This is a genomic window from Synechococcus sp. CCY 0621 (assembly GCF_019038465.1).
In the GTDB taxonomy this organism is placed as follows: domain Bacteria; phylum Cyanobacteriota; class Cyanobacteriia; order PCC-6307; family Cyanobiaceae; genus Cyanobium.
Window position 1 is genome coordinate 36,345 of record NZ_JAFKRH010000040.1, and the last position, 26,636, is coordinate 62,980.

General features: G+C 69.9%; 30 protein-coding genes and 1 tRNA gene. 10 read left to right on the forward strand and 21 right to left on the reverse strand.

Going from position 1 to position 26,636, the window contains the following annotated elements; genetic code table 11:
* Positions 1-80: 80 nt before the first annotated feature.
* On the forward strand, positions 81-530 hold the full coding sequence (locus tag KUG43_RS13685; RefSeq protein ID WP_216909917.1) for an Hsp20/alpha crystallin family protein: 450 nt from the start codon (positions 81-83) through the stop codon (positions 528-530).
* Positions 531-539: 9 nt separating this feature from the next.
* On the opposite strand, the gene hypE is transcribed toward KUG43_RS13685, so the two are convergent.
* The 16 genes from hypE to KUG43_RS13765 form a co-directional block, all read right to left on the reverse strand.
* Positions 540-1,556 (reverse strand): hydrogenase expression/formation protein HypE, encoded by a 1,017-nt coding sequence (gene hypE / locus KUG43_RS13690; protein WP_216909919.1) that lies wholly within the window; start codon positions 1,554-1,556, stop codon positions 540-542.
* On the reverse strand, positions 1,549-2,667 hold the full coding sequence (gene hypD / locus KUG43_RS13695) for a hydrogenase formation protein HypD (RefSeq protein ID WP_216909921.1): 1,119 nt from the start codon (positions 2,665-2,667) through the stop codon (positions 1,549-1,551). Before hypD ends, hypE begins: the two co-directional genes overlap by 8 nt.
* Positions 2,664-3,698 carry a dihydroorotate dehydrogenase-like protein gene (locus KUG43_RS13700; RefSeq protein WP_216909923.1) on the reverse strand — a complete coding sequence of 345 codons (1,035 nt, stop codon included), beginning with the start codon at positions 3,696-3,698 and terminating at the stop codon, positions 2,664-2,666. Before KUG43_RS13700 ends, hypD begins: the two co-directional genes overlap by 4 nt.
* On the reverse strand, positions 3,695-7,294 hold the full coding sequence (nifJ, locus tag KUG43_RS13705; RefSeq protein WP_216909925.1) for a pyruvate:ferredoxin (flavodoxin) oxidoreductase: 3,600 nt from the start codon (positions 7,292-7,294) through the stop codon (positions 3,695-3,697). The genes KUG43_RS13700 and nifJ overlap by 4 nt, the downstream gene beginning before the upstream one ends.
* Entirely contained in the window at positions 7,291-7,506 is a 216-nt protein-coding gene (locus KUG43_RS13710; protein WP_353618044.1) for a HypC/HybG/HupF family hydrogenase formation chaperone, read from the reverse strand. Before KUG43_RS13710 ends, nifJ begins: the two co-directional genes overlap by 4 nt.
* Positions 7,454-10,021 carry a carbamoyltransferase HypF gene (hypF, locus tag KUG43_RS13715; RefSeq protein ID WP_216909929.1) on the reverse strand — a complete coding sequence of 856 codons (2,568 nt, stop codon included), beginning with the start codon at positions 10,019-10,021 and terminating at the stop codon, positions 7,454-7,456. The genes KUG43_RS13710 and hypF overlap by 53 nt, the downstream gene beginning before the upstream one ends.
* Positions 10,018-10,758 carry a hydrogenase nickel incorporation protein HypB gene (gene hypB, locus KUG43_RS13720; protein ID WP_216910005.1) on the reverse strand — a complete coding sequence of 247 codons (741 nt, stop codon included), beginning with the start codon at positions 10,756-10,758 and terminating at the stop codon, positions 10,018-10,020. The genes hypF and hypB overlap by 4 nt, the downstream gene beginning before the upstream one ends.
* A 121-nt stretch (positions 10,759-10,879) precedes the next feature.
* Positions 10,880-11,614, reverse strand: a complete 735-nt coding sequence (locus tag KUG43_RS13725) for an outer membrane protein (RefSeq protein ID WP_216909931.1) — start codon at positions 11,612-11,614, stop codon at positions 10,880-10,882.
* A complete protein-coding gene (locus KUG43_RS13730; RefSeq protein WP_216909933.1) occupies positions 11,589-11,846 on the reverse strand; it encodes a hypothetical protein in 258 nt (85 codons plus the stop codon). Before KUG43_RS13730 ends, KUG43_RS13725 begins: the two co-directional genes overlap by 26 nt.
* 376 nt (positions 11,847-12,222) lie before the next feature.
* The gene (hypA, locus tag KUG43_RS13735; RefSeq protein WP_216909935.1) at positions 12,223-12,564 is read right to left on the reverse strand and encodes a hydrogenase maturation nickel metallochaperone HypA; all 342 of its coding nucleotides are present in this window, start codon (positions 12,562-12,564) and stop codon (positions 12,223-12,225) included.
* Entirely contained in the window at positions 12,557-12,994 is a 438-nt protein-coding gene (locus KUG43_RS13740; protein ID WP_216909937.1) for a hydrogenase maturation protease, read from the reverse strand. The genes hypA and KUG43_RS13740 overlap by 8 nt, the downstream gene beginning before the upstream one ends.
* Positions 12,991-14,433: a Ni/Fe hydrogenase subunit alpha gene (locus KUG43_RS13745; RefSeq protein WP_216909939.1), complete on the reverse strand. Its 1,443-nt coding sequence runs from the start codon at positions 14,431-14,433 to the stop codon at positions 12,991-12,993. The genes KUG43_RS13740 and KUG43_RS13745 overlap by 4 nt, the downstream gene beginning before the upstream one ends.
* 10 nt (positions 14,434-14,443) lie before the next feature.
* Entirely contained in the window at positions 14,444-15,022 is a 579-nt protein-coding gene (locus tag KUG43_RS13750; RefSeq protein ID WP_216909941.1) for an NADH-quinone oxidoreductase subunit B family protein, read from the reverse strand.
* A gap of 11 nt (positions 15,023-15,033) precedes the next feature.
* Positions 15,034-15,753, reverse strand: a complete 720-nt coding sequence (hoxU, locus tag KUG43_RS13755; protein WP_216909943.1) for a bidirectional hydrogenase complex protein HoxU — start codon at positions 15,751-15,753, stop codon at positions 15,034-15,036.
* Positions 15,750-17,369, reverse strand: a complete 1,620-nt coding sequence (locus tag KUG43_RS13760) for a NuoF family protein (RefSeq protein ID WP_216909945.1) — start codon at positions 17,367-17,369, stop codon at positions 15,750-15,752. Before KUG43_RS13760 ends, hoxU begins: the two co-directional genes overlap by 4 nt.
* A 93-nt stretch (positions 17,370-17,462) precedes the next feature.
* Positions 17,463-18,041, reverse strand: coding sequence for an NADH-quinone oxidoreductase subunit NuoE family protein (locus tag KUG43_RS13765; RefSeq protein ID WP_216909947.1), 579 nt, complete (start codon positions 18,039-18,041; stop codon positions 17,463-17,465).
* Between the two features lie 345 nt (positions 18,042-18,386).
* Between KUG43_RS13765 and KUG43_RS13770 the strand changes: the two genes are divergently transcribed.
* Together KUG43_RS13770 and KUG43_RS13775 are read left to right on the forward strand one after the other, a co-directional pair.
* A complete protein-coding gene (locus KUG43_RS13770; RefSeq protein ID WP_216909949.1) occupies positions 18,387-20,348 on the forward strand; it encodes a sensor domain-containing protein in 1,962 nt (653 codons plus the stop codon).
* 50 nt (positions 20,349-20,398) lie between these two features.
* Positions 20,399-20,803, forward strand: a complete 405-nt coding sequence (locus tag KUG43_RS13775) for a VOC family protein (protein ID WP_286194792.1) — start codon at positions 20,399-20,401, stop codon at positions 20,801-20,803.
* 23 nt (positions 20,804-20,826) lie between these two features.
* On the opposite strand, the gene KUG43_RS13780 is transcribed toward KUG43_RS13775, so the two are convergent.
* The 3 genes from KUG43_RS13780 to KUG43_RS13790 all read right to left on the reverse strand — a co-directional run bounded on the left by KUG43_RS13780 (position 20,827) and on the right by KUG43_RS13790 (position 22,144).
* Positions 20,827-21,069 carry a Nif11-like leader peptide family natural product precursor gene (locus KUG43_RS13780; RefSeq protein ID WP_216909953.1) on the reverse strand — a complete coding sequence of 81 codons (243 nt, stop codon included), beginning with the start codon at positions 21,067-21,069 and terminating at the stop codon, positions 20,827-20,829.
* A gap of 78 nt (positions 21,070-21,147) precedes the next feature.
* Complete coding sequence (locus tag KUG43_RS13785; RefSeq protein WP_216909955.1) at positions 21,148-21,807, reverse strand: DJ-1/PfpI family protein; 660 nt, start codon at positions 21,805-21,807, stop codon at positions 21,148-21,150.
* A gap of 31 nt (positions 21,808-21,838) precedes the next feature.
* Positions 21,839-22,144 (reverse strand): MTH1187 family thiamine-binding protein, encoded by a 306-nt coding sequence (locus KUG43_RS13790; protein WP_216909957.1) that lies wholly within the window; start codon positions 22,142-22,144, stop codon positions 21,839-21,841.
* Between the two features lie 109 nt (positions 22,145-22,253).
* Here KUG43_RS13790 and KUG43_RS13795 point away from each other — a divergent pair, with 109 nt between their 5' ends.
* Together KUG43_RS13795 and KUG43_RS13800 are read left to right on the forward strand one after the other, a co-directional pair.
* On the forward strand, positions 22,254-22,520 hold the full coding sequence (locus KUG43_RS13795) for a YlcI/YnfO family protein (RefSeq protein ID WP_216909959.1): 267 nt from the start codon (positions 22,254-22,256) through the stop codon (positions 22,518-22,520).
* Positions 22,520-22,948, forward strand: coding sequence for a type II toxin-antitoxin system VapC family toxin (locus KUG43_RS13800; RefSeq protein ID WP_216909961.1), 429 nt, complete (start codon positions 22,520-22,522; stop codon positions 22,946-22,948). The genes KUG43_RS13795 and KUG43_RS13800 overlap by 1 nt, the downstream gene beginning before the upstream one ends.
* Before the next feature lie 262 nt (positions 22,949-23,210).
* Here KUG43_RS13800 and KUG43_RS13805 read toward each other — a convergent pair whose 3' ends face one another.
* A complete protein-coding gene (locus KUG43_RS13805; RefSeq protein WP_216909963.1) occupies positions 23,211-23,894 on the reverse strand; it encodes a DUF2459 domain-containing protein in 684 nt (227 codons plus the stop codon).
* A 29-nt stretch (positions 23,895-23,923) separates the two neighbouring features.
* A tRNA-Leu gene (locus KUG43_RS13810) sits at positions 23,924-24,007 on the reverse strand.
* A gap of 41 nt (positions 24,008-24,048) precedes the next feature.
* Between KUG43_RS13810 and KUG43_RS13815 the strand changes: the two genes are divergently transcribed.
* The 5 genes from KUG43_RS13815 (at position 24,049) to KUG43_RS13835 (ending at position 26,630) form a co-directional block, all read left to right on the forward strand.
* Entirely contained in the window at positions 24,049-24,300 is a 252-nt protein-coding gene (locus KUG43_RS13815; protein ID WP_216909965.1) for an NAD(P)H-quinone oxidoreductase subunit L, read from the forward strand.
* Positions 24,301-24,303: 3 nt separating this feature from the next.
* Positions 24,304-24,639 carry a DUF3007 family protein gene (locus KUG43_RS13820; RefSeq protein WP_216909967.1) on the forward strand — a complete coding sequence of 112 codons (336 nt, stop codon included), beginning with the start codon at positions 24,304-24,306 and terminating at the stop codon, positions 24,637-24,639.
* A gap of 44 nt (positions 24,640-24,683) precedes the next feature.
* Positions 24,684-25,529, forward strand: coding sequence for a tryptophan synthase subunit alpha (gene trpA / locus KUG43_RS13825; protein ID WP_216909969.1), 846 nt, complete (start codon positions 24,684-24,686; stop codon positions 25,527-25,529).
* Positions 25,530-25,688: 159 nt separating this feature from the next.
* Entirely contained in the window at positions 25,689-26,327 is a 639-nt protein-coding gene (locus tag KUG43_RS13830) for a DUF938 domain-containing protein (protein WP_216909971.1), read from the forward strand.
* A 36-nt stretch (positions 26,328-26,363) separates the two neighbouring features.
* Complete coding sequence (locus KUG43_RS13835; RefSeq protein ID WP_216909973.1) at positions 26,364-26,630, forward strand: YciI family protein; 267 nt, start codon at positions 26,364-26,366, stop codon at positions 26,628-26,630.
* The last annotated feature ends 6 nt before the right edge of the window (positions 26,631-26,636 follow it).

A 26,636-nucleotide genomic window follows, 5' to 3' on the forward strand; every position in this document is an offset into this window, starting at 1 on the left:
AACGGAAAAGGTGGGGACTCATAACAGTGAAACCCACGACAGATCCATTCAGGCTCTTTCACAATTCAGGAGGAACCACCATGGCCATCATTCCCTCGGAAACCCTCAAGGACGTCGAAGAACTCTTCGACCGCTACACCCGCACCCTGCCTTGGCCGTGGCCTTCGGGTCGCGCCATCGCCGCCGGCACCATGGCCGAATGGAATCCCCGGGTCGACATCGTCGAAACCGATGGCGCCTACGAGATCCAGGCCGACATTCCCGGGGTCCGCAAGGAGGACCTGAAGGTGACCATCGACCACGGAGTCCTCACGGTGCAGGGAGAACGGCAGCAGGAGAAGAAGGAGGACAGTGCCCGGATGCATCGTGTGGAGCGCTTCTACGGCCACTTCTCCCGCAGCTTCACCCTGCCGGAGGACGCCGACACCGCTGGCCTCCAGGCCACAGCCAGGGAAGGACAGCTGACCGTGACCGTGCCCCGCAAGGGGCCCGCCCCCAGCGCCGAGCCGACCCAGGTGCCGATCCAGTGACGTCCTGCTTCAGCAGATCCTCGGCAGCAGTTCCCCGCTGAGGGGAACCAGCACCCGCTCGCTGCCGTAGGGGGTGCGCAGCAGCACCCGGCCCCGGGGGGGGCCAGCGGCCACGAGGCCGATCCAGGCTCCCCCTGCGGGTCCCAGCACCTCCAGGGCTCGCTGCCGATCGGCCTCGGGCACCACCGCCAGGAAGCGTCCCTCGTTGGCCAGGTGCAGTGGATCGAAGCCCAGCAGCTCACAGGTGCGGCGCACCGGCTCCGCCACCGGCAGGCACGCTTCCTTGATCTGCAGCTCCAGAGCGTTGGGGGCCGCCAGTTCCTGCAGGGCGCTGGCCAGCCCGCCCCGGGTGAGATCCCGCAGGCAGTGGAGCCGCACCCCGGCGGCCAGCAGCGCCTCCACCGCCGGCCACAGGGGCATGCAGTCGCTGGCCAGGGGGGGCTGCAGATCCAGGCCATGGCGGGCGGCCAGGATCGCCACCCCGTGGCGGCCCAGGTCGCCGCTCACCAGCAGCTGGTCGCCGGGGGCGATCGCCAGCGGATCGATCGGATCGTCCACCTGCAGCAGGCCGATGCCGCTGGTGTTGAGGAAGGCCCCGTCCCCCTTGCCCCGCTCCACCACCTTGGTGTCGCCGGTGACGATGGTCACCCCGCAGTGCCGGGCCGCCTCCACCATCGAGCTGACGATGCGGCGCAGCACGGCCAGCTCCAGTCCCTCCTCCAGGATCAGGCCCAGGCTCAGCACCAAAGGCCTCGCACCCGCCATGGCCAGGTCGTTGGCAGTGCCCGTCACCGCCAGGCTGCCGATGTCGCCGCCCTCGAATTCCAGGGGCTGCACCACGTAGCTGTCGGTGGTGAAGGCGAGCCGGCCGTGGGGCAGGGACAGGCGGGCGGCATCGTGCAGCACCTGGTCGGGGTCGGCGTAGAGACGGCGCAGCTCGGCGTCGATCAGCTGCTGCATCAGGGTGCCGCCACCGCCGTGGGCCAGCTGGATGCGGGCGGTGACGGGCGGGGCCGGCTCAGCCACGGCGGCCGTAACGGTGGTAGGCGGCGCAGGCACCCTCCGAGGACACCATCGGTGCCCCCAGCGGATGCTCCGGGGTGCAGGTGCTCCCGAAGGCCGGGCAGTCCATGGGGCGAGCCCGCCCCTGCAGGATGGCGCCGCTGATGCAGACCCCCGCCGGTTCCGGAGCGGCCGCCCGCCCACCGGGCAGGTCGGGGAAGCGGGCCCCGGCCTCCAGGCGGCGGAAGGGCACCCTCAGCCCCAGGCCGCCCCCCGGGATGACGCCGAAGCCCCGCCAGGGCCGATCCACAGGCTCAAACACCGATTCCAACAGGCCACGGGCGGCCGGGTTGCCCTGCTGGCGCACCACGCGGCCGTAAGCATTCGCCACCCGGGCCTCGCCCCGCTCCAGCAGGCGCACACAGGCCACCAGGCCCCGCATCAGATCCAGGGGCTCGAAGCCGCTCACCACCACCGGCACCCCGTGCCGATCCGCCAGCTGCTCCAGCTCCGTGGTGCCCATCACCGCGCACACATGCCCCGCCGCCAGGAACCCCTGCACCTGGTTGCCCTCGGCCGCCAGGATCGCCGCCATGGCGGGGGGCACGCGCACATGGGCCGCCAGCAGGGAGAGGTTGGCCGCCCCGGCGGCCATCGCCTGGCGCACCAGCAGGGCCGTGGCCGGGGCCGTGGTCTCGAAGCCCACCGCCAGGAACACCACCTGCCGGTCCGGGTGGCGCCGGGCCAGGGCCAGGGCCTCCAACGGGGAGGTGAGCAGGCGCACGTCGCCCCCTTCGGCCCGTACCCCCAGCAGATCCCCCGGCCCGCCATCGGCGGCACTGCCCGGCACCCGCAGCATGTCGCCGTAGGAGCAGAGGATCACCTCCGGCCGGCGGGCCAGGCTGCGGGCCGCATCGATGGTGGCGGCGGGGGTGACGCAGACCGGGCAACCGGGGCCGTGGATCAGCCGCAACCCGGGGGGGAGCAACTGGTCGAGCCCCCAGCGCACGATGGCGTGGGTCTGGCCGCCGCACACCTCCATCAGGGTCCAGGGGCGGGTGGTGATCGCGGCCAGTTCCTGGGCCAGCTCCCGCACGGCGGCCACCTCCGCCGTCGCCGCCAGAGGAGCACTCACCAGGGACCGGGCGCCGCCGCGGCCTCGGCGGGCAGGAAGGTCTGGACGGCGCGCATGTACTGGGAGCGCTCGTACTCGCTGGGATCGGGGCAGCGCTGCTGGCTCATGCAGCCGATCAGTTCCCGGGCGGTGGCGTGCTCGTGCTCGAGCAGCCACTGGCTGAGCTCCTCCTCCAGGCCCGTGAGCCGGCCGGGGCCGTGGCGCAGCAGGGCGGCCACCACCTGGGTGATGGCGGCACCGGCCATCAGCAGGCGCACCACGTCGGTGCCGCGATGCACGCCGCCGGTGGCCGCCAGATCCACCGGGTGGCGGCCGTGCAGCAGGGCGATCCAGCGCAGGGGCAGCCGCAGGTCGTGGGGGGTGGACAGCAGCAGGTTGGGCCGCACCTCCAGTTCCTCGATGTCGATATCGGGCTGGTAGAAGCGGTTGAACAGCACCAGGCCATCGGCACCGACGGCGGCCAGCCGTTTGGCCATGGACCCGAAGTTGGTGAAGAAGGGGCTGAGCTTCACCGCCAGGGGCAGCGACACCTCAGCGCGCACCTCGGCGACGATTTCCAGCACCTGGTTCTCGATCGCCGCGCTGGAGAGGTCGGGGTCAGTGGGGACGGAATAGATGTTCAGCTCCAGGGCGCTGGCGCCGGCCGACTCCATCCGCCGCGCCACCTGCACCCACTGGCCGGGATGGGCGCCGTTGAGGCTGGCGATCACGGGCACCGACAGCCTGGAGCGGGCCTGCTCCAGGTGGCGCAGGTAGAGGTCGTGGCCCACATGGAAGATCGAGGGCTCGGGGAAGTAGCTAAGCGCCTCCCCGTAGCTGTCGGCCCCCTGCAGGGTCACCCGGTGCAGCTCCAGCTGGTCGCGCTCGATCTGCTCCTCGAACAACGAATGCAACACCACGGCCGCGGCGCCGGCCTCCTCCAGCCGCAGCAGTTTGTCGATGTCCTCGCTGAGGGGCGCCGCGGCCCCCACCACCAGCGGACTGCGCAGCTCCAGGCCCAGGTAGGTGACAGAAAGATCGGGACGGGTCATGCCGGTGCCTCCACGGGGGTGCCGGCGAGGGCCCGGTAGATGGCCCAGCGCCGGGCCACCTCCAGCTCCGCCTGCCGGGCCAGGGCCCGGGCCCGCTCCGGCTGGCTGAAGGAGAGCATGCGGAAGCGGTTCTCCGTGGCCATCGCCTCGGCCAGGGGCCGCTTCTGGCCCCGGCTGTCGATCTGCAGGGGGTGCTCACCCCGTTCGGTGCGGCGCGGGTCGTAGCGGTAGAGCAGCCAGCGGCCGGAGTCCACCGCCACCTTCTGCTGCTCCATGCCCCGGGCCATGTCGATGCCGTGGGCGATGCAGTGGGAGTAGGCCAGGATCAGCGACGGCCCCGGGTAGCTCTCCGCCTCCAGGAACGCCCGCACCGTGTGCTCGTCGCGGGCCCCCATGGCCACGCTGGCCACGTAGACGCTGCCGTAACTCATCATCATCAGCCCGAGATCCTTCTTGGGGGCGGCCTTGCCGCCGGCGGCGTACTTGGCCACCGCCGCCCGGGGCGTGGCCTTCGACATCTGGCCGCCGGTGTTGGAGTACACCTCGGTGTCGAGCACTAGGGCGTTGACATCCCGGCCGCTGGCCAGCACGTGGTCGAGGCCGCCGAAGCCGATGTCGTAGGCCCAGCCGTCACCCCCCACCAGCCAGACGCTTTTCTTGACCAGGGCATCGGCCAGATCCAGCAGACGGGCGGCCTGGGCGGCCCAGGGGCCCTGGGGTGCCACGGCGTGTAACAGCCGCTTGAGCTCCTCCACCCGCTGCCGCTGGGCGACGATGCCGGCCTCGTCGTGCTGGTCGGCGTCCCGGATCGCCGCCACCAGGGCCCCGGGGAGCAGGGCGTCGGCCCGCTCCGGCGCCGGCCCCAGCCGCTCCAGCAGTTCGAGGGCCATCTGGCGCTGCTGGTCGATGGCCACGCGCATGCCCAGCCCGAATTCGGCGTTGTCCTCGAACAGGGAATTGCTCCAGGCCGGGCCGCGCCCCTCGGCGTTGGTGCTCCAGGGGGTGGTGGGCAGGTTGCCGCCGTAGATCGAGGAGCAGCCCGTGGCGTTGGCCACCAGCATGCGGTCGCCGAACAGCTGGCTGGCCAGCTTGAGGTAGGGCGTTTCACCGCAGCCGCCGCAGGCGCCGGAGAATTCGAACAGGGGCTGCTGCAGCTGCTGCTGACCGATCTTGTGCAGGTTGAGGTCGCCGCGGGCGATCTCGGGCAGCCCCAGGAAGTAGTCCCAGTGGCCCCGGGCCTGCTCCCGCAGGGGGCGCTGGGGGGCCATGTTGATCGCCTTGCGCTTCGGCTCGGTGCGGTCGCGGGCCGGGCAGACCTCCACGCACAGGGCGCAGCCGGTGCAGTCCTCGACGGCCACCTGGATCGTGAAGCTGCGGCCCTTGAAGTCGGGGTCACGGGCCGGGGCCTGGCGGAATCCCTCGGGGGCTCCGGCCAGGGCCTCCGGCACCACCGCCTTGGCCCGGATCACCGCATGCGGACAGACCATGACGCACTTGCCGCACTGCACGCAGAGGTCGCTCTCCCACACCGGCACCGTGTCAGCGATGTTGCGCTTCTCCCACTGGGCCGTGCCCGTGGGCCAGGTGCCGTCGCAGGGCAGGGCGCTGACGGGCAGGGCATCGCCGCGCCGCTCCAGCAGGGGGGCGATCACCTCGCGCACAAACAGCGGAGCGCCGGCGAGCCTGTCGGCCACAGGCGGCGCGACCGGGAGGTCGTCTTCCACCGGCAGGCGGCTCCAGTCGAGCGGCTGCAGGTTGTCGAGGGTGGCGTCGAGGGCGCGCAGGTTCATGGCCACCACCGCCTCCCCCTTGCGGCCGTAGGTCTTGCGCAGGGAGATGCGGATCTGCTCGATCGCCTCCTGGCGCGGCAGCACGCCGCTGACGGCGAAGAAGCAGGCCTGCATCACCGTGTTGATGTGCTGGCCCATGCCGGCTTCCCGCGCCACCCGGTAGGCGTTGATCAGCCACACCGACAGGCCCCGCTCCCGGATGCCACAGCGCAGCGAGGCCGGCATCCGCCGCCAGCTCTCCTCAATCGGGAAAGGGCTGTTGAGCAGCAGCACCCCACCGGCGTCCAGGCCGGCCAGCAGGTCGAAGCGATCGACGAAATCCCACTGGTGGCAGGCCACCAGGGTGGGACGCTCGATCAGGTAGGGGGCGCGGATCGGCCGGGGGCCGAAGCGCAGGTGCGACACCGTGACCGACCCCGACTTCTTGGAGTCGTAGACGAAGTAGGCCTGGGCGAACAGGTCGGTCTGCTCACCGATGATCTTGATCGTGGCCTTGTTGCCCCCCACGGTGCCGTCCGAACCCAGGCCGTAGAACACGGCCCGCACCTGGTCGGGCCCATCGACGTGGAAGTCGGCCGCGACGGGCAGCGAGCGATGGGTGACGTCGTCGTCGATACCGACGGTGAAGTGATTGCGGGGCTGCGGCAGCCGGAGGTTGTCGAACACCGCCTTGACCATCGCCGGGGTGAACTCCTTGGAGGAGAGGCCGTAGCGGCCGCCGACCACCCGGGGCAGGGGCCGATCGCCATGGCAGGACTGCCACTCCTCACTGAGGGCCGCCACCGCATCCAGGTAGAGGGGCTCGCCGCCGGCCCCGGGCTCCTTGCAGCGGTCGAGCACCGCCAGCCCCCGCACCGTCGGTGGCAGGGCGGCGACGAACAGGGCCGCCACGAAGGGCCGGAACAGGCGCACCTTGAGCACCCCCACCCGCTCGCCGGCGGCGTTCAGGGCCACCGCCGTCTCCTCGGCGGTTTCGCAGCCGGAACCCATCAGCACCACCACCCGCTCGGCATCGATGGCGCCCACGTACTCGTAGGGCCCGTAATGGCGGCCGGTGAGGCCGGCGAACTGCTCCATCGCCTCCAGCAGGTGCCCTGGGAGGGCGTCATAGAAGCGGTTCACCGACTCCCGCGCCTGGAAATAAACGTCCGGGTTCTGGGCCGTTCCCCGCAGCACCGGATGGTCGGGGGAAAGGGCCCGATGGCGGTGGTCCGCCACCGCCTGCATCGGCATCAGGGCGTGGAGCACCGCGTCGTCGATGGGGTGGATCTTCTGGATCTCGTGGGAGGTGCGGAAGCCGTCGAACATGTGCAGCACCGGCAGCCGCCCCAGCAGGCTCGCCCGGGTGGCGATGGCGGCGAAGTCGCCCGCCTCCTGCACCGAGGCCGAGCAGAGGATGACGCAGCCCGTACCGCGGCAGGCCATCACGTCGCTGTGGTCGCCGAAGATCGAAAGCCCCTGGGCCGCCAGGGAGCGGGCCGCCACGTGCAGCACGGCGGGGGTGAGCTCGCCGGCCAGCTTGTAGAGGTTGGGCACCATCAGCAGCAGCCCCTGGGAGGCCGTGAAGGTGGTGGTCAGCACCCCCGCCTGCAGGGCGCCGTGCACGGTGCCGGCGGCGCCGGCCTCGCTCTGCAGTTCCACCACCGCCGGCACCGTGCCCCAGAGGTTGGGGCGGCCTTCGGTGCACCAGGCATCGGCCCACTCCCCCATCGGTGAGGCGGGGGTGATCGGGTAGATGGCGATCGCCTCGTTGAGGCGATAGGCCACCAGGGCCACGGCCTCGTTGCCGTCGACGGTGATGGTCATGCGGGATCGTCGTCGACAAAGCTGAGGGCCAGGCCCACGTGCACCAGCACCCGATCGCCCACGGCCGCCTCGGGCAGGCAGGCCAGGCTCACCTGTTGACGCACCCCCCCGAAATCCACCTCGGCCATGCGCCACAGGCCGTCATCGGCCCCGCTCGGCTCAGGCGCCCCCTGCGGCGGCTGGATCCGGATCGAGAGGATGCGAGCCGGCACGGCCAGGCACATGGGGAGGGTTCGGCGCGGTGGCACTCCCTCCGGTTGTAGGCGCGGCGGCCGGATCTGCCCACGGACCGCCCACCGCCCAGGCCTGCCCAAGGGCCAGGCCGCCGTCATTGCAGGGCACGACCTGCGGCCAGAACGGCTGCAGGCCCCTGGCCCGCAGCGCCGCGATCGCGGCCTCCAGCAGCAACCGGTTCTGGAAACAGCCGCCGCCCAGGGCGACTGGCACCTTCGCGCTGCTGGCCATGGCGGGGGGGCAGCGCAAGGCAGCGGCGAGGGCGGCCGTGTCGGCCAGGGCCTCGGCCAGGGCGTGATGGAAGCGGGCGGCACACAGCGCCGGCGGCGTGCCGGTGGCGATTGCCGCCAGCAATGCCGCCAGCAGCGGTTCCCAGTCGAGCCAGCCCAGGCTCGGCCCGCTGGAGCCACCCGCAACGGCCTCGGGCGGCACCAGGGGGAGGGGCCAGGGGCAAAGCTCCTGGGAAGCGCTGGCGGCGGCCCCCTCCAGGCGCAGACCCCCTTCGCCCTCATAGCTCTGCACCTGCACCAGGCCCAGCAGGGAGGCGACCGCATCGAACAGCCGGCCCACGCTGGTGCTCAGGGGGCTGTTGCAGCCGCTGGCGATGGCCTGCAGCAGCAACTGGCACTCGCCGGCCGTGAAGGCGGCCTGACTGGGGCGGGCGCCGGGGTGCGCCAGGGCCCAGGGGCCGGCGGCGGCCAGCAGCCCCAGGGCCGCCCGGCGGGGTTCGGCCATGGCCCGCTCACCGCCCGGCAGCGGGAAGGGCCTCAGGGCCACCAGACGCTCACAGGCGGAAGCGCCGGGCCCGCCCAGCAGCAGCAGCTCTCCGCCCCACAGCTGGGGGGCGCCGTCGGCGCCCGGGGCGTAGCCCAGCCCATCCCAGGTGAAGGCCAGCAGCGGCGACGGCAGCCCGTGCTCGGCCAGCACCGCCAGACCGTGGGCCCGGTGGTGCTGGACCGTGCGCCGCGGCCACGGCTGATCGGTGGCGAGCTGGTGGCTGAGGTAGCCGGGATGGGCATCGCAGGCGATCCCCGTCAGCTGCCCGCCCCAGCGCCGCTCGATCGCCGCCAGACCGTCGGCCAGCCTGGAGAGCAGGCGGCCCTCGGCCAGGTCCCCCAGGTGGGGGGCCAGCCACAGCCGCCCATCCAGCACCAGGGCCGGCGCGCTCTTGAGATCGCCGCCAAGGGCCACAACGCCATCGGACGCCCCGGCTGGAGCCGCCGCCAACGGCAGGGGCTCAGGGGCATAGCCCCGGGCCCGGCGCAGCAGGGCCGGCCGGCCATCGATCAGCTGCAGCACCGAATCGTCCAGGGGCCGGGCGATGGCGCGGTCGTGGACCAGGAAGACATCGGCGATGGGGCCGCCGGTCCCGCCCCCCAGCCGCTCCAGGGCCTCGGCGGGATCGGTGCAGAGCGGTTCACCGCTGGGGTTGCCGCTGGTGGCCACCAGGGGCCGGCCGAAGGCGTGCGCCAGGAGATGGTGCAACGGCGAGGCCGGCAGCATCGCCCCCAGGCACGGGCTGCCCGGGGCCACCCCCGGCAGGGCTTCCGGGCCGCCCAGATGGCGGCGCAGCAACACAATCGGGGCGGCGGGATCCGCCAGGGCCTGCCGCTCCCCGCCAGCGATGCGGCCGTAGGGGGCCAGGGCACCAACCTCGGCCACCAGCAGGGCGAACGGCTTGGCGGGCCGTCGCTTGCGCCGCCGCAGCCGGGCCACCGCCGCTGCGTTGGTGGCATCCACCATCAGCTGGAAGCCGCCCACCCCCTGCAGGGCCAGGATCTCCCCGGCGGCGAGGCGCCCACAGCAGGCCTCGATCAGGGCGGTGGTGCCGCCGTTGCCGCCGGCACCCGCCAGGGACCTGCCGGCGCCATCCCACAGGGCCAGCCGCGGCCCGCACACCGGGCAGGCGATCGTCTCGGCCTGGAAGCGGCGATCGGCCGGATCCTCAAACTCCTGGCGGCAGGCCGGGCAGAGCGGGAAGGGGGCCAGGGTGGTGTGGGCCCGGACCCAGGGCTCGGCGGTGGCGATGCTGAAGCGGGGACCGCAGTCGCAGCAGCTGATGAAGGGATAGCCGAAGCGACGATCGGCCGGATCCGACAACTCGCTCAGGCAGGCGCGGCAAGGGGCCCGATCGGCCACCAGCGCCGTTGCCACCAGGTCGATGCCGAAGTGCTCCGCCCACCCGGCCTGGATCCGGACCCCCGCCTGGAGCGCCCCGGACGGCCGCGTCGGGGACGGCAGCCAGAGGGGATCCAACCGCTCCATTCGGGCCCCGGGAGGGAGTTGAAGCGGCAGGCGCTGCAAGAACGCCTCCAGGGCAGGGCGCTCCCCCTCCAGCTGCAGTCGCACCACGCCAGGGCCGTTCTCCACCTCCCCGCTGAGGTCGAGGTCGGCCGCCAGCCGGTGCACCAGGGGCCGGAAGCCGACCCCCTGGACCACCCCACGGCACGTGAGCTGCAGCCGGGCCCGTCCGGCCCCAGGCGGCCCGCTCACCCGGCGACGGGCACCCGCTCCAGGCCGAGGGCCGCCAACAGCGCGGCGATGCCCTCACCGGTGCGGGCAGAGACCTCCACGATCCGGGCCTGGGGAGCGACCCGGGCCACGTTGTGGCGGGCCTGGGGAGCATCGAAGCCGCAGGCCTCAGCCAGGTCGCCCTTGCTGATCACCACCACATCGGCGGAATGGAAGGTTGCCGGGTACTTGAGTGGCTTGTCCTCCCCTTCGGTGACCGACAGCAGCACCACCCGCAGGCTTTCGCCCAGGTCGAAGGCGGCCGGGCAGACCAGATTGCCCACGTTCTCGATCACCAGCAGCTCCAGGCCAGCCAGGGGATGGCCGAGGTGGTCGAGGTCGTGCAGGGCCCGGTGCACCATCGCCGCCTCCAGGTGGCAGGCCTGGCCGGTGGTGATCTGCAGGGCCGGCACCCCGGCAGCCCGCAGGCGGCGGGCGTCGTTGTCGGTGGCCAGATCCCCCACGATCACCGCCATCGGATGGCGTGTCGCTGGCAGGGCCGGGGCCAGCTCCAGGGCCAGCCGCTCCAGCAGGGCGGTCTTGCCGGAGCCAGGGGAGGAGAGCAGGTTGATCACCCGGACGCCGGCAGCGGCGAAATGCTCCCGGTTGGCCAACGCCTGGGCATCGTTGTGAACCAGCAGGCGCTGGCCCAGCTCCAGGTGCCGGGGGGGGTCGGTGGCGGCGGCCACGGGCTGGCCGCAATTGCAGTCGACACACATCGCAGGATCGACCCCCAGACAGGAGAGCGGCACGGAAAAGCCCCGCCGGGGCCCGGCCTCGCCCGAAGGCTAGGCACGGAGCTCCAACGGGGCCCTGATGGCCACTGGGGCCATCCGGTGTTCACCAGAGGCCGCGGATCGGCGCGGGGGCCGGATCGGGTTGGAAGACCGGCGCAGGAGCCGGTGCGGGCTGCATGATCGGTTCCGGCTCCGGGGTGGGAGCAGGTGCTGCCGCGACAGGGCGGGCGCCGAAGCGGTAGCGGAAGCCGATCTTGCCGCCGAAGCTGTTGAAGGCGTCGAAGGTCAGGTTCTCGGAGGAATAACCGCCAGCGCCCTGATAGACGCCCTCAAGATAGACATCGGAGTTGTAGCTCATGGCGTAGCTGACGCCCACCTTGGCCTGCCAACCGAACAGCCCCTTGTTGACACTGTTGGTGGGGAAACCGTTGAGGCTGAAGCTCGGGGTGCTGAGGTTGGTGTAACCGATGCCACCGCCGATGTAGGGCGTCCAGCGGCTGTTGGTCTCGATGTCGTAGTAGAGGCTGGCCAGCACATCATTCTTGTTGATGATGCCGGAGACATTGTTGGTGAAGGGAACGATGCCGAAGGCACCGAAGCCGATCGGGTTGGCGGCACCAACGGCGTTCAGGCTGGCCCGGCTGTAGCCGTAGGTGAGCTCAGCGCGCAGGGCACCGAAGTCGTAGCCGACGCCGACGTCACCGGAGAAACCACCGCCCAGGTCGAGCTTGGTGGAGTTGTTGTTACCGAAGTTGTACAGCAGTGGCGTGAAGAAGGGTGAAACCAGCGTGCCGTTGCTGTTGACCGTCTGATCACTGGGGGGTCTGGGCGCCGGCACCGATGGTGAGGTACCAGCCCTTGGCGGAGTAGGCCTCTTTCACCACCGGCAGGGGATAGGTCTGGGCGATGAGGGTGGCCTCCGGCGCGGCTTGGGGAGCCAGGCTTGCGCTGGGGGCTGGAACGTCACTGGGGCCGGCTTCAGTGACCCCGGCAAGGCCTGCCGACGTTTCCAATGCCACAGGATTGGTCACTGGCTCGGTGCGCTCGCCAAGGGGCATGACCTCCGCCATGGCGGGGCCGCCCAGGAGCAGACCGCCCGTGGCAGCGATTCCCACACCGCGGAGGAAAGTCCGATTGAATGTCCTCGTTAAATAAGTCATGGGGTTGCGTTCCTCTCACTCATTTACAAATAAACCCGCACCATGGTCGAAATGTCAGGTCATGGACAGCATCAGGCCTGGCACAGAGTGGTAAAAAAAAGAAAACTTGCGCAAGATTTCAGTTCATGCTTGAAACTGGCTGCATGTTTGCCGTGTGCTGATAATAGAGCGAATTTTTTCCAGTCCTGATCGGGATAACCGGCGACCTGGGGCTGGGTCTGCGGGGGCCGCGTCGGGCAGGCGATGGCGGGGGTGGAAGGCAGCCAGGCCCGGACTGGCTCAGGCCTCAGTCGAGCTCCATGGAGGCCAGCTGCAGCTCCCGGCCCCGCAGCAGTTCCCGGCTGATGCGGCCGCAGCGCGGACAGTCGCAGCAGCCATCGCGCGCCGGGAACGGCTGACCGCAGGCGGCACAGAAACACGCCGCGGGCACCGCCTCGATCACCAGCCGGGAGCCGGCGGCGATCGTGTCCGCCATCACCACCGTGTGGGCCAGGCGCAGGGCCTCAATCTCCACCCCCGCCAGGCTGCCCACCCGCAGGGTGATGGCGGTGATGCGGCGGGCCCCATGCAGGGCGGCCTGCTCCAGGGCCTGCTGCCGCACCGCGTCCATCAGGCTGAGTTCATGCACGGGGCGCCGCAGCCCCCTGCAACCAGCCCCGCAGCAACCGGCGCGCCTGCGGCAACTGGCGTCGCAGCTGCGGCGAGAACTGATCGCCCCAGGAGAAGTCGAAGGCCGGCACCAGCAGCTCGTGGGCCGGCGCGCAGCGATCGAACAGCTGCTCGGCCAGGGCCAGCAGCCGGGCAGGCGCCACCCGGTGCGTGTCCCGCTCCCAGCCGCCTGAGGCCACCAGGGGCCGCAGCAGGCAGCGGCTGCGGGGCGGCGCCAGCCAGGCATCGACGATCAGCAGCCGATCGGCCGCCGCCACCGCCTCGGCCAGTTCGGGGGTGAGCTGGTGGCGCTGCAGCCCCAGACCCTCCACCAGGTGCCAGCCCACGCCGTCATCGCCCCGCAGGGGGTTGCCGATGCCGATCAGCAATGCCTGGCCGGCGCCGGTCATCCCCGCAGACGCTCGGCCAGCACCGTGCCATCGGCGGCCAGCAGCTGCAGCCGCAGCGGCATCTGGCCGGCGGCATGGGTGGAGCAGGAGAGGCAGGGGTCGAAACAGCGGATGCCCGCCTCCACCCGGTTGAGCATCGCCTCGGGGATCTCGGCGCCGGCGGGCACCGGGTCGGGGATGTATTCCTGGGCGATCTGGTGCACGGTGCGGTTCATCGCCAGGTTGTTCTGGCCGGTGGCGATGATCAGGTTGACGCTGGTGAGCAGGCCGTCGTCATCCACCTTGTAGTGGTGGAAGAGGGTGCCCCGGGGCGCCTCGCTCACCCCCACCGCCTCGTTGCGGTTGAGGGAGGCCCGCAGCCGGATGCGGCCGTGCATCAGCTCGGGGTCGCGCACCAGCACCTCGATCGCCTCCAGGCAGGCGACGATCTCCACCAGCCGGGCGTGGTGGTACGCGAAGCTCGAGGTGGCGGTCTGGCCGCTGCGCTGGCGCAGCTCCGCCAGTTCCCGGTCGGCCCAGGGGGTGCCGATGCTGTCGCAGACGTTGAGCCGGGCCAGGGGGCCCACCCGGTAGATGCCGTCCGGGTAACCGAGGGGCTTGTAGTAGGGGAACTTGAGGTAACTCCAGGGTTCCACCGCCTCGCCGAGGAACTCGGCGTAGTCGTCCTCGCTGAGCTGGTCGGCGACGACCGCCCCGTTCGCATCGCGGAAGCGGATGCCGCCGTCGATGTGCTCCCAGAGCCCCTTGGGGGTCACCAGGCCCATGAACAGGCTGGGGAAGTCGCCGAAGACCCGCTGCTCCTTCTGCAGGGGGCCATCGAGCAGTTTTTTGTAGAGCTCCAGTGCCAGGGTCACGGTGGCGCGGGCTTCCGGCAGGCGGTCCAGGATCCAGTCCTTGGCCTCCTGGCTCAGGGGGGAGCGCACACCCCCGGGCACCGCCCAGGCGGAGTGAATCTTGCGGCCGCCCAGCAGCTCCAGGATCTGCTGGCCGAACTGGCGCAGGCGGATGCCGGCCCGGGCCAGGTCGGGGTCGGCGGCCATCAGACCGAAGACGTTGCGCTTCGCCGGATCGCTCTCCCAGCCCAACAGGAAATCGGGGCTGCTGAGGTGAAAGAACGAGAGGGCATGGGACTGGGTCAGCTGGGCCAGGTTGAGCAGCCGCCGCAGCTTGTCGGCCGCCGGGGGGATCGAAATCGCCAGCAGCTTGTCGCCGGTCTTGGCGGCCGCCAGCAGGTGACTCACCGGGCAGATGCCGCAGATGCGGGCCGTGATGCCGGCCATCTCGGTGAAAGGCCGGCCCTCGCAGAACTTTTCGAAGCCCCGATACTCCACCACGTGGAAGCGGGTGTCGGTGAGGTGGCCGGCCTCGTCGAGGTGGAGGGTGATCTTGGCGTGGCCCTCGATGCGGGTCACCGGATCGATGATGACGGTGCGGGTCATGGCGTTGTCCTCATCCGAACCGCAGCATGGCGGAGCCTTCCTGCACGGGCCGCTCACCGGCCAGCAACGGTGTGATCGCCTCGCGGATGCGCTCGGCGGAGGGGGGGCAGCCCGGCAGGTACAGATCCACCGGAATCACCTCATGCAGGGGCAGCACCTTCGGCAGCAGTTCCGGAACGATGCCGGGGGCGAAGGGCAGCTGGCCCGTCGCGTCGGCCAGCTCCAGGTAGCCGCGTTCCAGCACGGCCCTGGCGCTGTCGTGGCCGCCATCGAGCAGGTTGCGCAGGCCGGGCACATTGGCCGTCACGGCGCAGTCGCCGAAGGAGATCACCAGGGCGGTGCGCTGGCGCAGCTGCAGGGCCAGCTCGAGGTTGTCGACATTGGCCACCGCCCCCTCCACCAGGGCGATGTCGACGTTCTCGGGGTAGATCTTGACGTCGGTGCCGACCGGCGAAAACACCACATCCACCTTCTCGGCCAGATCGAAGAGGAACTCGTCGAGATCCAGAAATGACATGTGGCAGCCGGAGCAGCCCGCCAGCCAGACGGTGGCGAGGCGGAGCTTGGCGGCAGGCGGGGTGGGGATCATGGGGTGGGAGCTCACTGGTTGTGCCAGCGGCGCTGTTCGCGGGCGGTGCGCAGCAGGGCGGGCAGGGTGGTGTTGGGCTGCTTCTCGGCGGTGGTGTCGCTGTTGCGGAACAGGGCGCCGGTGGGGCACACATCGACGCACTTGCCGCAGGAGGTGCAGGCCTGCACCTGGCCCCAGGGCTCATCGAGGCCGGCGACGATGTGGCACTGGCCGCCGCGGCTGCCGATGTCCCACACGTGGGCCCCTTCGATCTCGTCGCACACCCGTACGCAACGGGTGCAGAGGATGCAACGGTTGTGGTCGAGGGTGAACTGGGGGTGGGTGGCGTCCACCAGCCGCTGGGGGTACTGGTAGGGGAAGCGGGAGTGGTCCATGCCCACGGTCACGGCCATGTCCTGCAGCTCGCAGTGGGTGTTGGCCACGCACACGGCGCAGACGTGGTTGCCCTCGGCGAAGATCAGCTCCACCGTCATGCGCCGGTACTCCCTGAGCCGGGGGGTGTGGGTGTGCACCACCATGCCCTCGGCGGCGGCGGTGCTGCAGGCGGGGAGCAGCTTGCTGGAGCCCTCCACCTCCACCAGGCACAGCCGGCAGGCGGACACCGGGGTGAGGCCTTCGAGGTGACACAGGGTGGGGACGTTGGCCTCCGCCGCCCGGGTGGCCTCCAGCAGACTTGCCCCCGCCGGCACCGCCACGTCCTGGCCATTCACCGTGAGAGTGACGACGCTCATCGCTCCACCCCCCCGGCGGCGACACAGGCCGCAGGCTCGCGGCAGGCGGCCTCGTACTCATGGCGGAACCAGCGCAGGGTGCTGAGCACCGGATTGGGGGCCGACTGGCCCAGGCCGCAGAGGCTGGTGACCTTGACCATCTGGCAGAGGGCATCGAGCCGCTCCATGTCGGCGGGGGTGGCCCGGTGTTCCACGAAGCGATCGAGCAGCTGGGCCAGCTGCACGGTGCCGGCGCGGCAGGGCACGCACTTGCCGCAGCTCTCGTTGACGCTGAAGCCCATGAAGTGGCGGGCCACCTCGGGCATCGAGGTGCTGGCCCCCATCACCACCATGCCGCCCGAGCCCATCATCGAGCCGAGCTCCAGCAGGCTTTCGTAGTCGACGGGGGTGTCGAGCCGTTCGGCTGGGATGCAGCCGCCTGAGGGGCCCCCCGTCTGCACCGCCTTGATCGGCGAGCCATCGGGCACGCCGCCACCGATCACCTCCACCACGGTGCGCAGCGGGGTGCCCATCGGCACCTCCACCAGGCCGGTGTTGACCACCGCCCCGGAGAGGGCGAACACCTTGGTGCCCTTGCTGTGCTCGGTGCCGATGCCGGCGTACCAGTGGCCGCCCTGCCGCAGGATCGCCGGCACGGCGGTGAAGGTTTCGACGTTGTTGATCAGGGTGGGCGCCCCCCAGAGGCCCGACTGGGCCGGGAAGGGGGGTCGGGGCTGGGGCATGCCGCGCTGGCCCTGAATCGAGAGCAGCAGGGCCGTCTCCTCACCGCACACATAGGCACCGGCGCCCACCCGCACCTCCAGGCGCAGGTTGAAGCTGGTGCCGTCGATGTGGTTGCCCAGCAGGTGGCGGCTGCGGGCCTGCTGCAGGGCCAGCCGCAGCCGTTCGATCGCCAGGGGGTATTCCGCCCGCACATAAACGAAGCCCCGCTCGGCGCCGACGGCGTAGGCGGCGATCGCCATCCCCTCGATCAGGCGGTGCGGGTCGCTTTCGAGCACGCTGCGGTCCATGAAGGCGCCCGGGTCCCCCTCATCGGCGTTGCAGACCACGTAGCGGGGGCCAGGGGGCTGCAGGGCCACCGTGTCCCACTTCAGACCCGTCGGGTAGCCGGCGCCGCCGCGACCGCGCAGGCCGCTGCGGCGCACCTCGTCGCGCACCTGCTCGGGGGTGAGCTCCTGCAGGACGCGGTGCAGCTGGGCGTAGGTGCCGAAGGCGATCGCGTCGTCGATGGATTCGGGATTCACCTGGCCGCAGCCCTCCAGCACGACGGGCTGCTGCAGGGCGAAGAAGGGATCGCTCAGATCGAGGCGGTGAGCCGCCAGGGGGTCATCCGACACCGCGGCGGAGCCATCGTTTGCAGCCACGCTGGCGGCGATCAACGCCCCGGCGTGCTCGGGGGCCACGCCGCCGAAGAGCTGGCTGGGGCCGGGGCCGTCGCAGGCCACCAGGGGGCCGCTGCCGCACAGGCGCAGGCAACCCACCGGCTTGATCGCCAGCGCCTCAGCCGTGAGGCCGGCGGCGTCCCGGGCTTCCTCCAGGGCGCGGCGCAGGGCCTGGCCGCCGGCAGAACGGCAGCCGCTGGCATCGCAGCAGCGCAGCTGCGGAGTAACGGGCATGGGGACCGGTGCGCCTAAGGCCTTGCTAGCCAGGAAATGGCCAGGCGGCCGTTCACTCGCCTCTGGCGATGCAGTCCACCGTGGGGGGACCCATCAGGTGGTGGTGCGCTGAGGCAGGCCGGCGGCCTCCAGCCGGGCGTCCAGCGCCTCGGGCGGGTCCACGGACAGCCGCGTCATCAGCTCCCCATCCACCACCAGCACCGGCGCCTGGCCGCAGGCCCCCAGGCAGCTGACGTGCTGCAGGGCCCAGACACCATCGCCCGCCGCATCGTCGAGGCGCACCCCCAGCCTCTGCTCGATGCGGGCCGCCACCTGGGCGCCCCCCTTCACGTAGCAGGCGGTACCGAGGCAGACGGCACAGCGATGGGCGGTGGGGGGCTCCAGCCGGAACAGGTGGTAAAAGCTGGCCACGCCATGGACCCGGCTCAAGGGCAGCCCCATCCCGGTGGCCACCTCCCGCAGGACCTCCGGCGCCAGGTAGCCATGGAGCTCCTGCACCTGGTGCAGCACCTCAATCAGGGCGTCGGCGCGGGCGCCATGGCGGCGGATCACCTGGGCGATGCGCGGGTCGGTGCTGGCCGGGGCCGAAGGGGTCATGGCGATGGTCTCCCACCAGCTCTTACTAGCCACCGCCGCGGCCACGGTCAGCAGAGCGCGGCAGGCATGCAGCATCCAGGCCTAGAGCGTGGAAGCCAGCGACTACTTATAGTCCACCTTATCTGGACCCCTACGGCATGAACCCTGCGTTTCAAGCTCCTTTGCGAGCCATCGTGCTGAGCTTTGTTCTGTTGTTCGCTTCAGCGGCCATGGCCTGCGAAAAGCACATCAACGGCCACCAGAACAGCTCCGACACCCAATCAGAAAGCGTCAACAACTAACTGCCTGCTCCACCATCGCGGTGAAATGGGCGGCTAATGATTAGCAGTCACATTTGTTAGTCAGAATAATTTGATTCCTTCCCAACCTCGTTACCATCCAAGAGTCGTCGTCTCGGCAGTTGCCCTGATCGGCCTCTTTGTGCTGGATCTGGCCCTCACCAGAAGCCTGGGCTTCACTCTGTTTCCTTACTACTGGATCCCCGTGCTGCTGGCGGCCTCCTTCGCCACGCCGCGCCAGGTGGGTTGGTTCACGAGCCTGGCGATCGTGCTGACGGTTGTCTGGTCGCTTCAGGCTCCCCAACCCACAACCCTGGAACTGCTGCTGCGGCTGGTCGGGCTGATCGGGATGGCCTGGGTGTCCCTGCATCTGGCCCGGGAACTGCAGGCCAAGGACCGCAGCAACCGGGAGCTCAAGCAGCACTACCAGCTGCTGGCAGAGAACGCCCCGGATGTGGTCCTCAGCAGCGACCTGAACGGGCGGATCGCCTGGATTTCCCCGTCGGTGCACCAGTTGCTGGGCCATGACTCCCTGCAGCTGCAGGGACGAAGCATCGACGAACTGCTGCTGGAGGCGGACCGCGGGCAGCTGGATCAGAGCATCGGCCTGGTCCGGCAGGGAAACAGCAGTGTCTGCGAGCTTCGCTTCCGGGCCGCTGATGGGGGCAGCCGCTGGGTGTCCATGGCCCTGCGGCCGGTGCTCGGGGCCACTGGGGAGGTGCTGGGGATGGTCGGCAGCTGGCGCGACATCCAGGGGGAGGTGGAGGCACGCCAGGCGGAGGAGCGCACCAAGACCGACCTGGCGGCCTCGGAAGAACGGCTGCGCCTCACCATGGAGAACGCCTCGACCGGCATCGCCCTGCTGGACGCCAGCGGCCATTTCCTCTCCATCAACCCCACCGGCCGCAGCCTGCTCGACCGCGACGGCGCTGGACTGGAGGGCCTCACCTGGCAGGCGTTCTCCCCAGCCTCCGACCAGGCCAGCGAAGCACCGCTGATGCAGGAACTGCTCAGCGGCCGGCGCCCCTGCTATCGCCTGCGCAAGCGCATCGAGCAGAGGGGCGTGGGCCCCATCTGGGTGGATTGCAGTGTCTCCTGCTCGCGCCATGCCGATGGCACCACGGCCTTCGTGATCGCCCAGTTCAACGACGTCACCGAGATGGTTCAGGCGGAAGCCGCCCTGGCCACCTCGGAGGAGCGCTACCGGCTGCTGGCGGAGAACTCCAGCGATGTGGTGCTGCTGATCAAGGACGAGCTGATCAGCTGGATCTCCCCGTCGCTCACCTGCATGCTGGGTTGGCAGCCGGGAGACTGGATCGGCCATCCCCTCAGCCGCTTCATCACCGCCGACGAGCAACCTGCCCTGGAGCGCGATCTGCACGCCCTCGCGGCTGGTCGGACGGTGGTCAGCAGGCTGCAGGCCCTGGCCCACGACCACAGCCAACGCTGGGTGGAACTGCATGCCAGTCCCTACAGAGATCTTGATGGCCGCCTCAATGGCATCGTCGGATCCTTCCGGACCGTGGATCAGGAGGTGGCCGCCGAAAGGGAGCTGGCCCGCCGCGCCTGCACCGACGAACTGACCGGGCTGGTGAACCGCCACGAGGCGTTGGAGCAGATCACCGCCATCGCTGGCCGTGTGGTGCGCCAAGGCCATGCCACGGCCGTGTTGTTCTGCGATCTCGATAACTTCAAGGAGATCAACGACAACTTCGGTCACGTGCCTGGCGATGAACTGCTCCGGGCCGTGGCCACGAGAATCCGCATGGGCCTGCGCAGCGGCGACATGGCCGCCCGCATTGGTGGCGACGAGTTGATGGTGGTGCTGCAGGGGGTGAGAAGCCTGGGCGATGCGGTGACCATCGCCGAAAAGTTGCGTCGGGCCGTGGCCGAACCGATCTCCACCAGTGCGGGCTTGCTGTCGATCACTCTGAGCATCGGCGTCACCATGGTCGAACCTGGCGAAGACTCTGACCAGATCATCTCCAGGGCAGACCGTGCCATGTACCGGGCCAAACAGACCGGGCGCAACCAGGTGCTGGCCTTCAGCGACCAGAGCGATATGTTTGAAGGTCGACATGCCAGCTGGCAGCCTGCGCTCTGAACGGCTCAGGCGGCACGACGGCGTGAAAGATGGCTAGCGAGGCGACCGCCATGGAGATCACCGGCATTGACCATGTGGTCCTGCGCTGCATGGATCTGAAACGCATGGAGCACTTCTACGCCGACGTGCTGGGCTGCGTCGTGACACGACGCAACGACGCTTTGGGACTGATCCACCTGAAGGCCGGCAGTGGTCTGATCGATCTGGCGGATGTCAACGGGGAGCTGGGTCGCCGGGGTGGTGCGGGGCCGGGGACGGAAGGCCACAACCTCGATCACGTTTGCCTGCGGATCGAGCCCTTCGACGAAGAAGCCCTGCGGGCCCATCTCCGCCGGCATGGCCTCGAGGCCGGTCCCCTCCATCATTCCTACGGCGCCGAAGGCGTCGGCCCCGCCCTCTACCTGGAAGATCCGGAGGGGAACAGCATCGAACTCAAGGGGCCACCCCAAGGCTGAGCCAGCCCTCGTTGACACTGGCTTCAGCCACGCCAGGTGGGCTGCCCCCCGCTGGCCAGGGTGCCCCGGTGACGCCAGAGGGCGGCCGGACTCACCTCGATGCCGTGCTGCCTGGCCAGATCGGACGCCGCCTGGGGCGAATCGGTTGCTTGCAGGGCATCAGAGAACAACGGATCACGCTGGGCCAGATCCTTCAGCTGATGAAGGGCTTCCGCGGCGTTGGGATGGGGATAGGTCGTTGTACTGGATAGCTCACAGGTTGCCATGGGATTTCCTCCGTTCTTGACTCATCATAATCAGAATGAATCGTCGGCAAGATGAGTGCAAACACCTATCCATTCGTCTCACGATGTCTGGAAGTAAGCCGCCCCCTTGCCACTGCTGGCGGCAGCCCCATAGATCTTCGTCGAAGGAAAATATTCCGCTTCGAGTTGCACCTGAGCGGCCACCACTTCTCCTGCCGTTTCAGCAATGAATTGCAGGGTGAGATCGATGCCCGACGAGATGCCGGCCGCCGTCCAGATGGCCCCGTCCCGGGTGAAGCGCTCTTCCACCACCGCCACATCACCGAGGGCCCGCAGGCGCTCCAGGGAGGCCCAGTGGGTGGTGGCCCGCTTGCCGCTGAGCAGGCCGGCGGCATGCAGCAGGAACGCTCCGGTGCAGACCGACAGCACCGCCCGGCATTGGGCCGCCTGTTGGCGGATGAAGGCGATCAACGCAGCATTGTTCACCTCGGTACGGGTGCCCAGGCCGCCCGGCACCAGCAACACATCCAGGGGCGGGGCCGTGGCAAAGCTGGCCTGGGGCAGCAGCACCAGGCCCTTGGCGCAGGTGATCGGACCCTCGCCCTGACCGATCATCAGGCACTCCGTGGGGCCTCCGGGCTGACGCGCCCACAGGGCGGCCATCTCCCAGGGTCCGACGGCGTCGAGTTCCTCCACCCCTGGGAACAGCAGGATCCCGAAGCTTCCGGCCCGGCTGCCGGAGGACGCGGCTGGATCCATCGTCAGCCCCGCCCGCAGCGCACCAATCTGATCAGTTTCCCACCAGCAGCGCCTGCACGCTGGCCAGCTTGTCGTCGAGGCTCTGGTCGCGGTCGGTGCGGGTGTTGATCGTCACGGTGGTGAAGATCCGCGGGCAGCCCATGGCATGGACGGCACCATGGCAGGCCTCGATCGCCGCCATCACCGGCACCCACTCCCCCTCGATGGCGGTGCCGTTGGGATGCAGCCGGATCGTCAGACCGGCCTGCTGCAGCACCCGCTCGCAGGCGGCCACGTAGGAGGCCAGGCTCACTCCCACACCGATCGGCACCACGCAGAGATCAACGATCACCTTCATGGCGGAAGTGGACAGGGGCGTCGATCATCGGACGGTCGGCGGACGGGCCGTCAGCCAACCTGTACTACACTCTTTTTATTCGTCGTACAGGGGTGATCCCCTGCGGAGCATGCCCCTCACGGTCAGGCTGGATAGCGAGACGGAGCACTGCCTCAACGACCTCTTGGCCGAATCGGGCCAAGACAAAAGCTCCCTGGTCCGCCAGCTGATACGCGAACGCTGGCAGCAGCGACAGCCCAACCCATCGATCACCCAGCAGTTGGGCGGCCATCCGGACCACTTTCTCGACACCTTGCCGCCCGGCAGTGCGAGCCGTCAGCAGCGGCGGCAGCTCCTTGGCCAGCGACTCGCGGAGCGACGCACGGAACGGCGCTGATGCGGCGGATCCTCATCGATTCGGGCATCCTGCTCAGCTACTACCAGCACCAGGAGCCCCTGCATCAAGCGGTTGTGGACTTCTTTGATCAGACCGCCGCGCAGCTGATCACATCACCGATCTGCATCGCCGACGTGCTCTGGCTGCTCGGTGATCCAGGCGATCCCCGCGTCCTCGCCGCTCAGAACCACCTGCTTGGGGCCGCCAGCAGCGGGGGAGTTGAGGCCATCCATCTGCTTCCGGAGGACTATGCCCGCGTCGTGGAACTCAACGAGCGCTATGCCGATCTGCCAGGCGATTTCGCCGATCTCACCTTGGTGGCACTCTCGGAGCGGCTGGATGTGGCCGAGATCCTGAGTCTGGACAGCGACTTTGATGTCTACAGGCGTTTCCGCCGCGAACCTTTCTGCCGCGTTTCGATCCCATGAGCCTTGCCGGCAAGTGGGACGGCTCAGAGGGTCACCAGGTGCCGATGCTGAACAGCAACTGCAACAGGGCAAAACCCGCCAAGCAGGTGGCGGCCAGGAGCGGAGCGACATGTACCAATGGTCGAATCCCACGTTGGCGTAGGTCTAGGCCGAGCGAGACCCCGGAGAAAGACCAGGGAGACGCTGCGTGTGGAGAGCCACAGACACAACGTGTGATGAACTTTTGTCCTGCTTGCCGTGCATCGCGGCCCGACTCTCAGGCTCAGGGATGGGGGCCGATCGCCCCAGGACCCTGCCCTGTTGGCCTGGCCAAGGGCCGGAAGCCCCGCAGACGCCCAGGCACCTGGGCGGCGACCACCACCCCTGTCGGGTCGGTGGCGAGTCCGGCCTCCCGCAGCCGCTGCACGGTCCACCAGTTGCAGTTGCGGGTCCACAGATAGGTGCCGTTGGCAAGGACAAAACGGCCCCCGTGGCCGGGCCGCCATGGCAGGGGGGGGAGTCGCTCGCCGGCGGGGGTGCGCTGGGCCGAGCGTTCCAGAGCGGTGAGCAGGGCCTGCAGGGTGGGGGCCTCCACCCGACGCTGCAGCACGGCAACCGTTCCCTCCAGCCGCGGTGGATCGGGGTGGCCGGCGAGGAGCAGCACCGATTCAGTGGGCAGAAACAGGGCAGCGAACAGGGTCTGGGGGCTGCGGTCGGCGGCATGGAAGTAACGCCGGTCGCCCCAGGCGACTTCCACGAACGGGGCCGCCTCCGCCCCCGGGGGGCCGAGGCGCCAGCCTGGTGGCTGCTGCACCACGATCGAGGTGTGGTGACCCCAATCCGCCACCAGCACCGTGTAGGACCCAGGAGGGGCCAACGGCAGCGGGGCCAGGCGGGCGCGGGGCTCGGGTCGCGCGATGGCCTGCAGCACCGGCCGGCCCACCAGCTCCAGCAGGAGCGCAAGCATCAGGAGCCCACTCCCAGAAGCACCGGTGATGGGGGCAGGGGGACTTGAACCCCCACAGCCTTGCGGCCTGCGGATTTTAAGTCCGCTGCGTCTACCAATTTCGCCATGCCCCCGCCGAGGGATCCTAGATTCACTCCACTTCGCGACACCCCCGGTGGCCCTGAGCGGACCCCTGAGCAGCCTGCCGCTCGACACCCTGCTGGTGATCGGCGCCTACCTCGCCCTGGCCGGTGCGTACCTGGTGGTGGTGCCCCTGGCCCTCTACTGGTGGATGCACAAGCGCTGGACCGTGATGGGCAAGATCGAGCGCACGGCCATCTACGGCCTGGTGTTCCTGTTCTTCCCTGGGCTGATCCTGTTCGCCCCCTTCCTCAACCTGCGCATGGCCGGCCAGGGCGAGGCCTGATCGGTGACCCGAGCACAGGCGATCCTGCTGGGACTGGCGGTCTTCGCCATCGGCGGTGGCGGTTACTGGGTGTTCCGCTCCAGTGGCCTGGAGGGCTTCTCCCCCGGCATCGCCGCCTCGGCCCTGCTGATGCTGGTGGTGCTTGGCTGGACGGCCAGCTACCTGCTGCGTGTGGTGGGCGGCAAGATGACCTACATGGAGCAGCGGCGCCGCTATCGGGCCGCCTACGACGCCGTCACCGACGATGAGCTGCAGCGCAAGTTCGACGCCATGAGCCCCGAGGAGCAGGCCAAGCTCCTGGCCGAGGTGGGCCAGCTGCAGGCCGATGCTGAGATGTGAAGACGACCCCATAGGCTCAGGGGCACCGTCCTGAACCCGGCCCGATGAGCGTTGCCGCCACCGCCGGCCCTGCCACCACCCCCACGCCGATCCAGCAGCGCTTCGCCGCCCTGCGGGCCGAGGGTCGCTGTGCCCTGATGCCGTTTCTGATGGCGGGGGACCCCGATCTGTCGATCACCGCCGCCAGCCTGCTGGCCCTGCAGGCCGCCGGCGCCGACCTGATCGAACTGGGCATCCCCTACAGCGATCCGCTGGCGGATGGCCCGGTGATCCAGGCCGCCGCCAGCCGGGCCCTGGCCTCCGGCACCACCCCGGGCCGGGTGCTGGCGATGCTGGCGTCCCTGCGGGGCCAGCTGACCCTGCCGGTGGTGCTGTTCACCTACAGCAACCCCCTGCTGAACCGGGGCATGGACAGCTTCTGCCGCGAGGCCGCCGCCGCCGGTGCCGCCGGCCTGGTGGTGCCCGATCTCCCCCTGGAGGAGGCCCAGAAGCTTTCGGCCATCGCGGCCGGCCATGGGCTGGATCTGGTGCTGCTGGTGGCCCCCAACACCCCGGCCGAGCGCATGGCCCGCATCCACACCGCCAGCCGCGGCTTCACCTACCTGGTGAGTGTCACCGGGGTGACGGGGGTGCGCACCAGCCTGGAAACGCGGGTGGGGCCACTGGTGCAGCAGCTGCGGCAACTGGGCCCCACACCGGTGGCCGTGGGCTTCGGCATCGCCACCGGCGAGCAGGCCCTGCAGGTGCGCCGCTGGGGCGGCGACGGCGCCATCGTGGGCAGCGCCCTGGTGCGGCGCATGGCCCAGGCCCACCAGAGCGGAGCCGATGTGGCCGCCGATGCCGGCGCCTTCGCCGCCGAGCTGCGCGCCGCCCTCGATCAGCCGCTTTAGCCGAGCTACAGCACGAGCCGACCTACAGCACAGGGGCGCAGGCACTCAACGACAGCAGCAGCGCCAGGGCAGCCAGCAGTGACGCCGGGCTGAGCCATGGGTTGGAGCGCAGAGCAGGGGTTCGCATGGCCATCGAGCGACTACCCCCATGATGGGCCGATGCTCCCCGACAGCCTGCCGTTCTCCCCCGCCTGCCTGCGCAACCAGGAGCCGATCCTGACGCTGCTGCGCCGCTGGATACCCCCGGAGGCCCGGGTGCTGGAGGTGGGTTCGGGCAGTGGCCAGCACGCCATCCACATGGCTCGCCATCTGCCGGGGGTGCGCTGGCAGCCCAGTGAGTGCTCCGAATCCCTGGCGGGGTTGGCTGGACGCATCGCCCTGGAGGGCCAGGCGGGGCTGGCCCCGGGGGCCCGGGTGGCACCGCCGCTGGTGCTGGATGTGACCGAGGCCCAGTGGCCCGCCGGGCCCTTCGAGGCGGTGTTCACAGCAAACACCCTGCACATCATGCCGGCGGCCGCCGTGCCCCACCTGCTGGCCGGCAGTGCCCGGGTGCTGACGGTCGATGGCCTGCTGCTGATCTACGGCCCTTTCCGCTACGGCGATGGACACACCGCCGCCAGCAACGGGGCCTTCGACCTCCACTTGCGCCAGATCGATCCGGCCATGGGGGTGCGTGACGCCGAGGCGCTTCAGGTCGAAGCCGCCCGTCTGGGGCTGCACCTGCAGGCCGATGCGGCGATGCCGGCCAACAACCGCCTGCTGGTGTTTCAGAAAAGCAACGAAGGGCGCAGAGAATGAAAGGCTGAGGAACGTTCATCCACCACCCTGCGGCCCATGAAATTCGTCCTCTGGGGCACCTACTGCGCCGACGCCCTTGAGCGCCGCACCCCCTACCGCGACGAGCATCTGGCCGGACTGCAACGCCAGAAGGAGGAGGGCGTGCTGCTCACCCTGGGGCCCACAGTCGACGCCAGCCACGTCTTCGGTCTCTACGAAGCCGATGACCTGGAGACGGTGGAGAGCCTCGTCAAAGGGGACATCTACTGGCGCCAGGGCATCTGGACGGCCGTGGAGGTCTATCCCTGGATCCAGGCCTTCTGAATCGGG

What these genes read in the sequence shown, in the direction of transcription:
- KUG43_RS13700 (WP_216909923.1), bottom strand. Translation starts at nt 3,698, where the DNA reads ATGACCCGTCCCGATCTTTCTGTCACCTACCTGGGCCTGGAGCTGCGC.
- KUG43_RS13775 (WP_286194792.1), top strand. Translation starts at nt 20,399, where the DNA reads ATGGAGATCACCGGCATTGACCATGTGGTCCTGCGCTGCATGGATCTG.
- KUG43_RS13835 (WP_216909973.1), top strand. Translation starts at nt 26,364, where the DNA reads ATGAAATTCGTCCTCTGGGGCACCTACTGCGCCGACGCCCTTGAGCGC.
- KUG43_RS13795 (WP_216909959.1), top strand. Translation starts at nt 22,254, where the DNA reads ATGCCCCTCACGGTCAGGCTGGATAGCGAGACGGAGCACTGCCTCAAC.
- KUG43_RS13730 (WP_216909933.1), bottom strand. Translation starts at nt 11,846, where the DNA reads ATGGCGGAGGTCATGCCCCTTGGCGAGCGCACCGAGCCAGTGACCAAT.
- trpA (WP_216909969.1), top strand. Translation starts at nt 24,684, where the DNA reads ATGAGCGTTGCCGCCACCGCCGGCCCTGCCACCACCCCCACGCCGATC.
- KUG43_RS13760 (WP_216909945.1), bottom strand. Translation starts at nt 17,369, where the DNA reads ATGCCCGTTACTCCGCAGCTGCGCTGCTGCGATGCCAGCGGCTGCCGT.
- KUG43_RS13800 (WP_216909961.1), top strand. Translation starts at nt 22,520, where the DNA reads ATGCGGCGGATCCTCATCGATTCGGGCATCCTGCTCAGCTACTACCAG.
- KUG43_RS13685 (WP_216909917.1), top strand. Translation starts at nt 81, where the DNA reads ATGGCCATCATTCCCTCGGAAACCCTCAAGGACGTCGAAGAACTCTTC.
- KUG43_RS13765 (WP_216909947.1), bottom strand. Translation starts at nt 18,041, where the DNA reads ATGCTGCATGCCTGCCGCGCTCTGCTGACCGTGGCCGCGGCGGTGGCT.
- KUG43_RS13740 (WP_216909937.1), bottom strand. Translation starts at nt 12,994, where the DNA reads ATGACCGGCGCCGGCCAGGCATTGCTGATCGGCATCGGCAACCCCCTG.
- KUG43_RS13785 (WP_216909955.1), bottom strand. Translation starts at nt 21,807, where the DNA reads ATGGATCCAGCCGCGTCCTCCGGCAGCCGGGCCGGAAGCTTCGGGATC.
- KUG43_RS13780 (WP_216909953.1), bottom strand. Translation starts at nt 21,069, where the DNA reads ATGGCAACCTGTGAGCTATCCAGTACAACGACCTATCCCCATCCCAAC.
- KUG43_RS13790 (WP_216909957.1), bottom strand. Translation starts at nt 22,144, where the DNA reads ATGAAGGTGATCGTTGATCTCTGCGTGGTGCCGATCGGTGTGGGAGTG.
- KUG43_RS13805 (WP_216909963.1), bottom strand. Translation starts at nt 23,894, where the DNA reads ATGCTTGCGCTCCTGCTGGAGCTGGTGGGCCGGCCGGTGCTGCAGGCC.
- hoxU (WP_216909943.1), bottom strand. Translation starts at nt 15,753, where the DNA reads ATGAGCGTCGTCACTCTCACGGTGAATGGCCAGGACGTGGCGGTGCCG.
- nifJ (WP_216909925.1), bottom strand. Translation starts at nt 7,294, where the DNA reads ATGACCATCACCGTCGACGGCAACGAGGCCGTGGCCCTGGTGGCCTAT.
- KUG43_RS13745 (WP_216909939.1), bottom strand. Translation starts at nt 14,433, where the DNA reads ATGACCCGCACCGTCATCATCGATCCGGTGACCCGCATCGAGGGCCAC.
- KUG43_RS13750 (WP_216909941.1), bottom strand. Translation starts at nt 15,022, where the DNA reads ATGATCCCCACCCCGCCTGCCGCCAAGCTCCGCCTCGCCACCGTCTGG.
- hypB (WP_216910005.1), bottom strand. Translation starts at nt 10,758, where the DNA reads ATGTGTGTCGACTGCAATTGCGGCCAGCCCGTGGCCGCCGCCACCGAC.
- KUG43_RS13830 (WP_216909971.1), top strand. Translation starts at nt 25,689, where the DNA reads ATGCTCCCCGACAGCCTGCCGTTCTCCCCCGCCTGCCTGCGCAACCAG.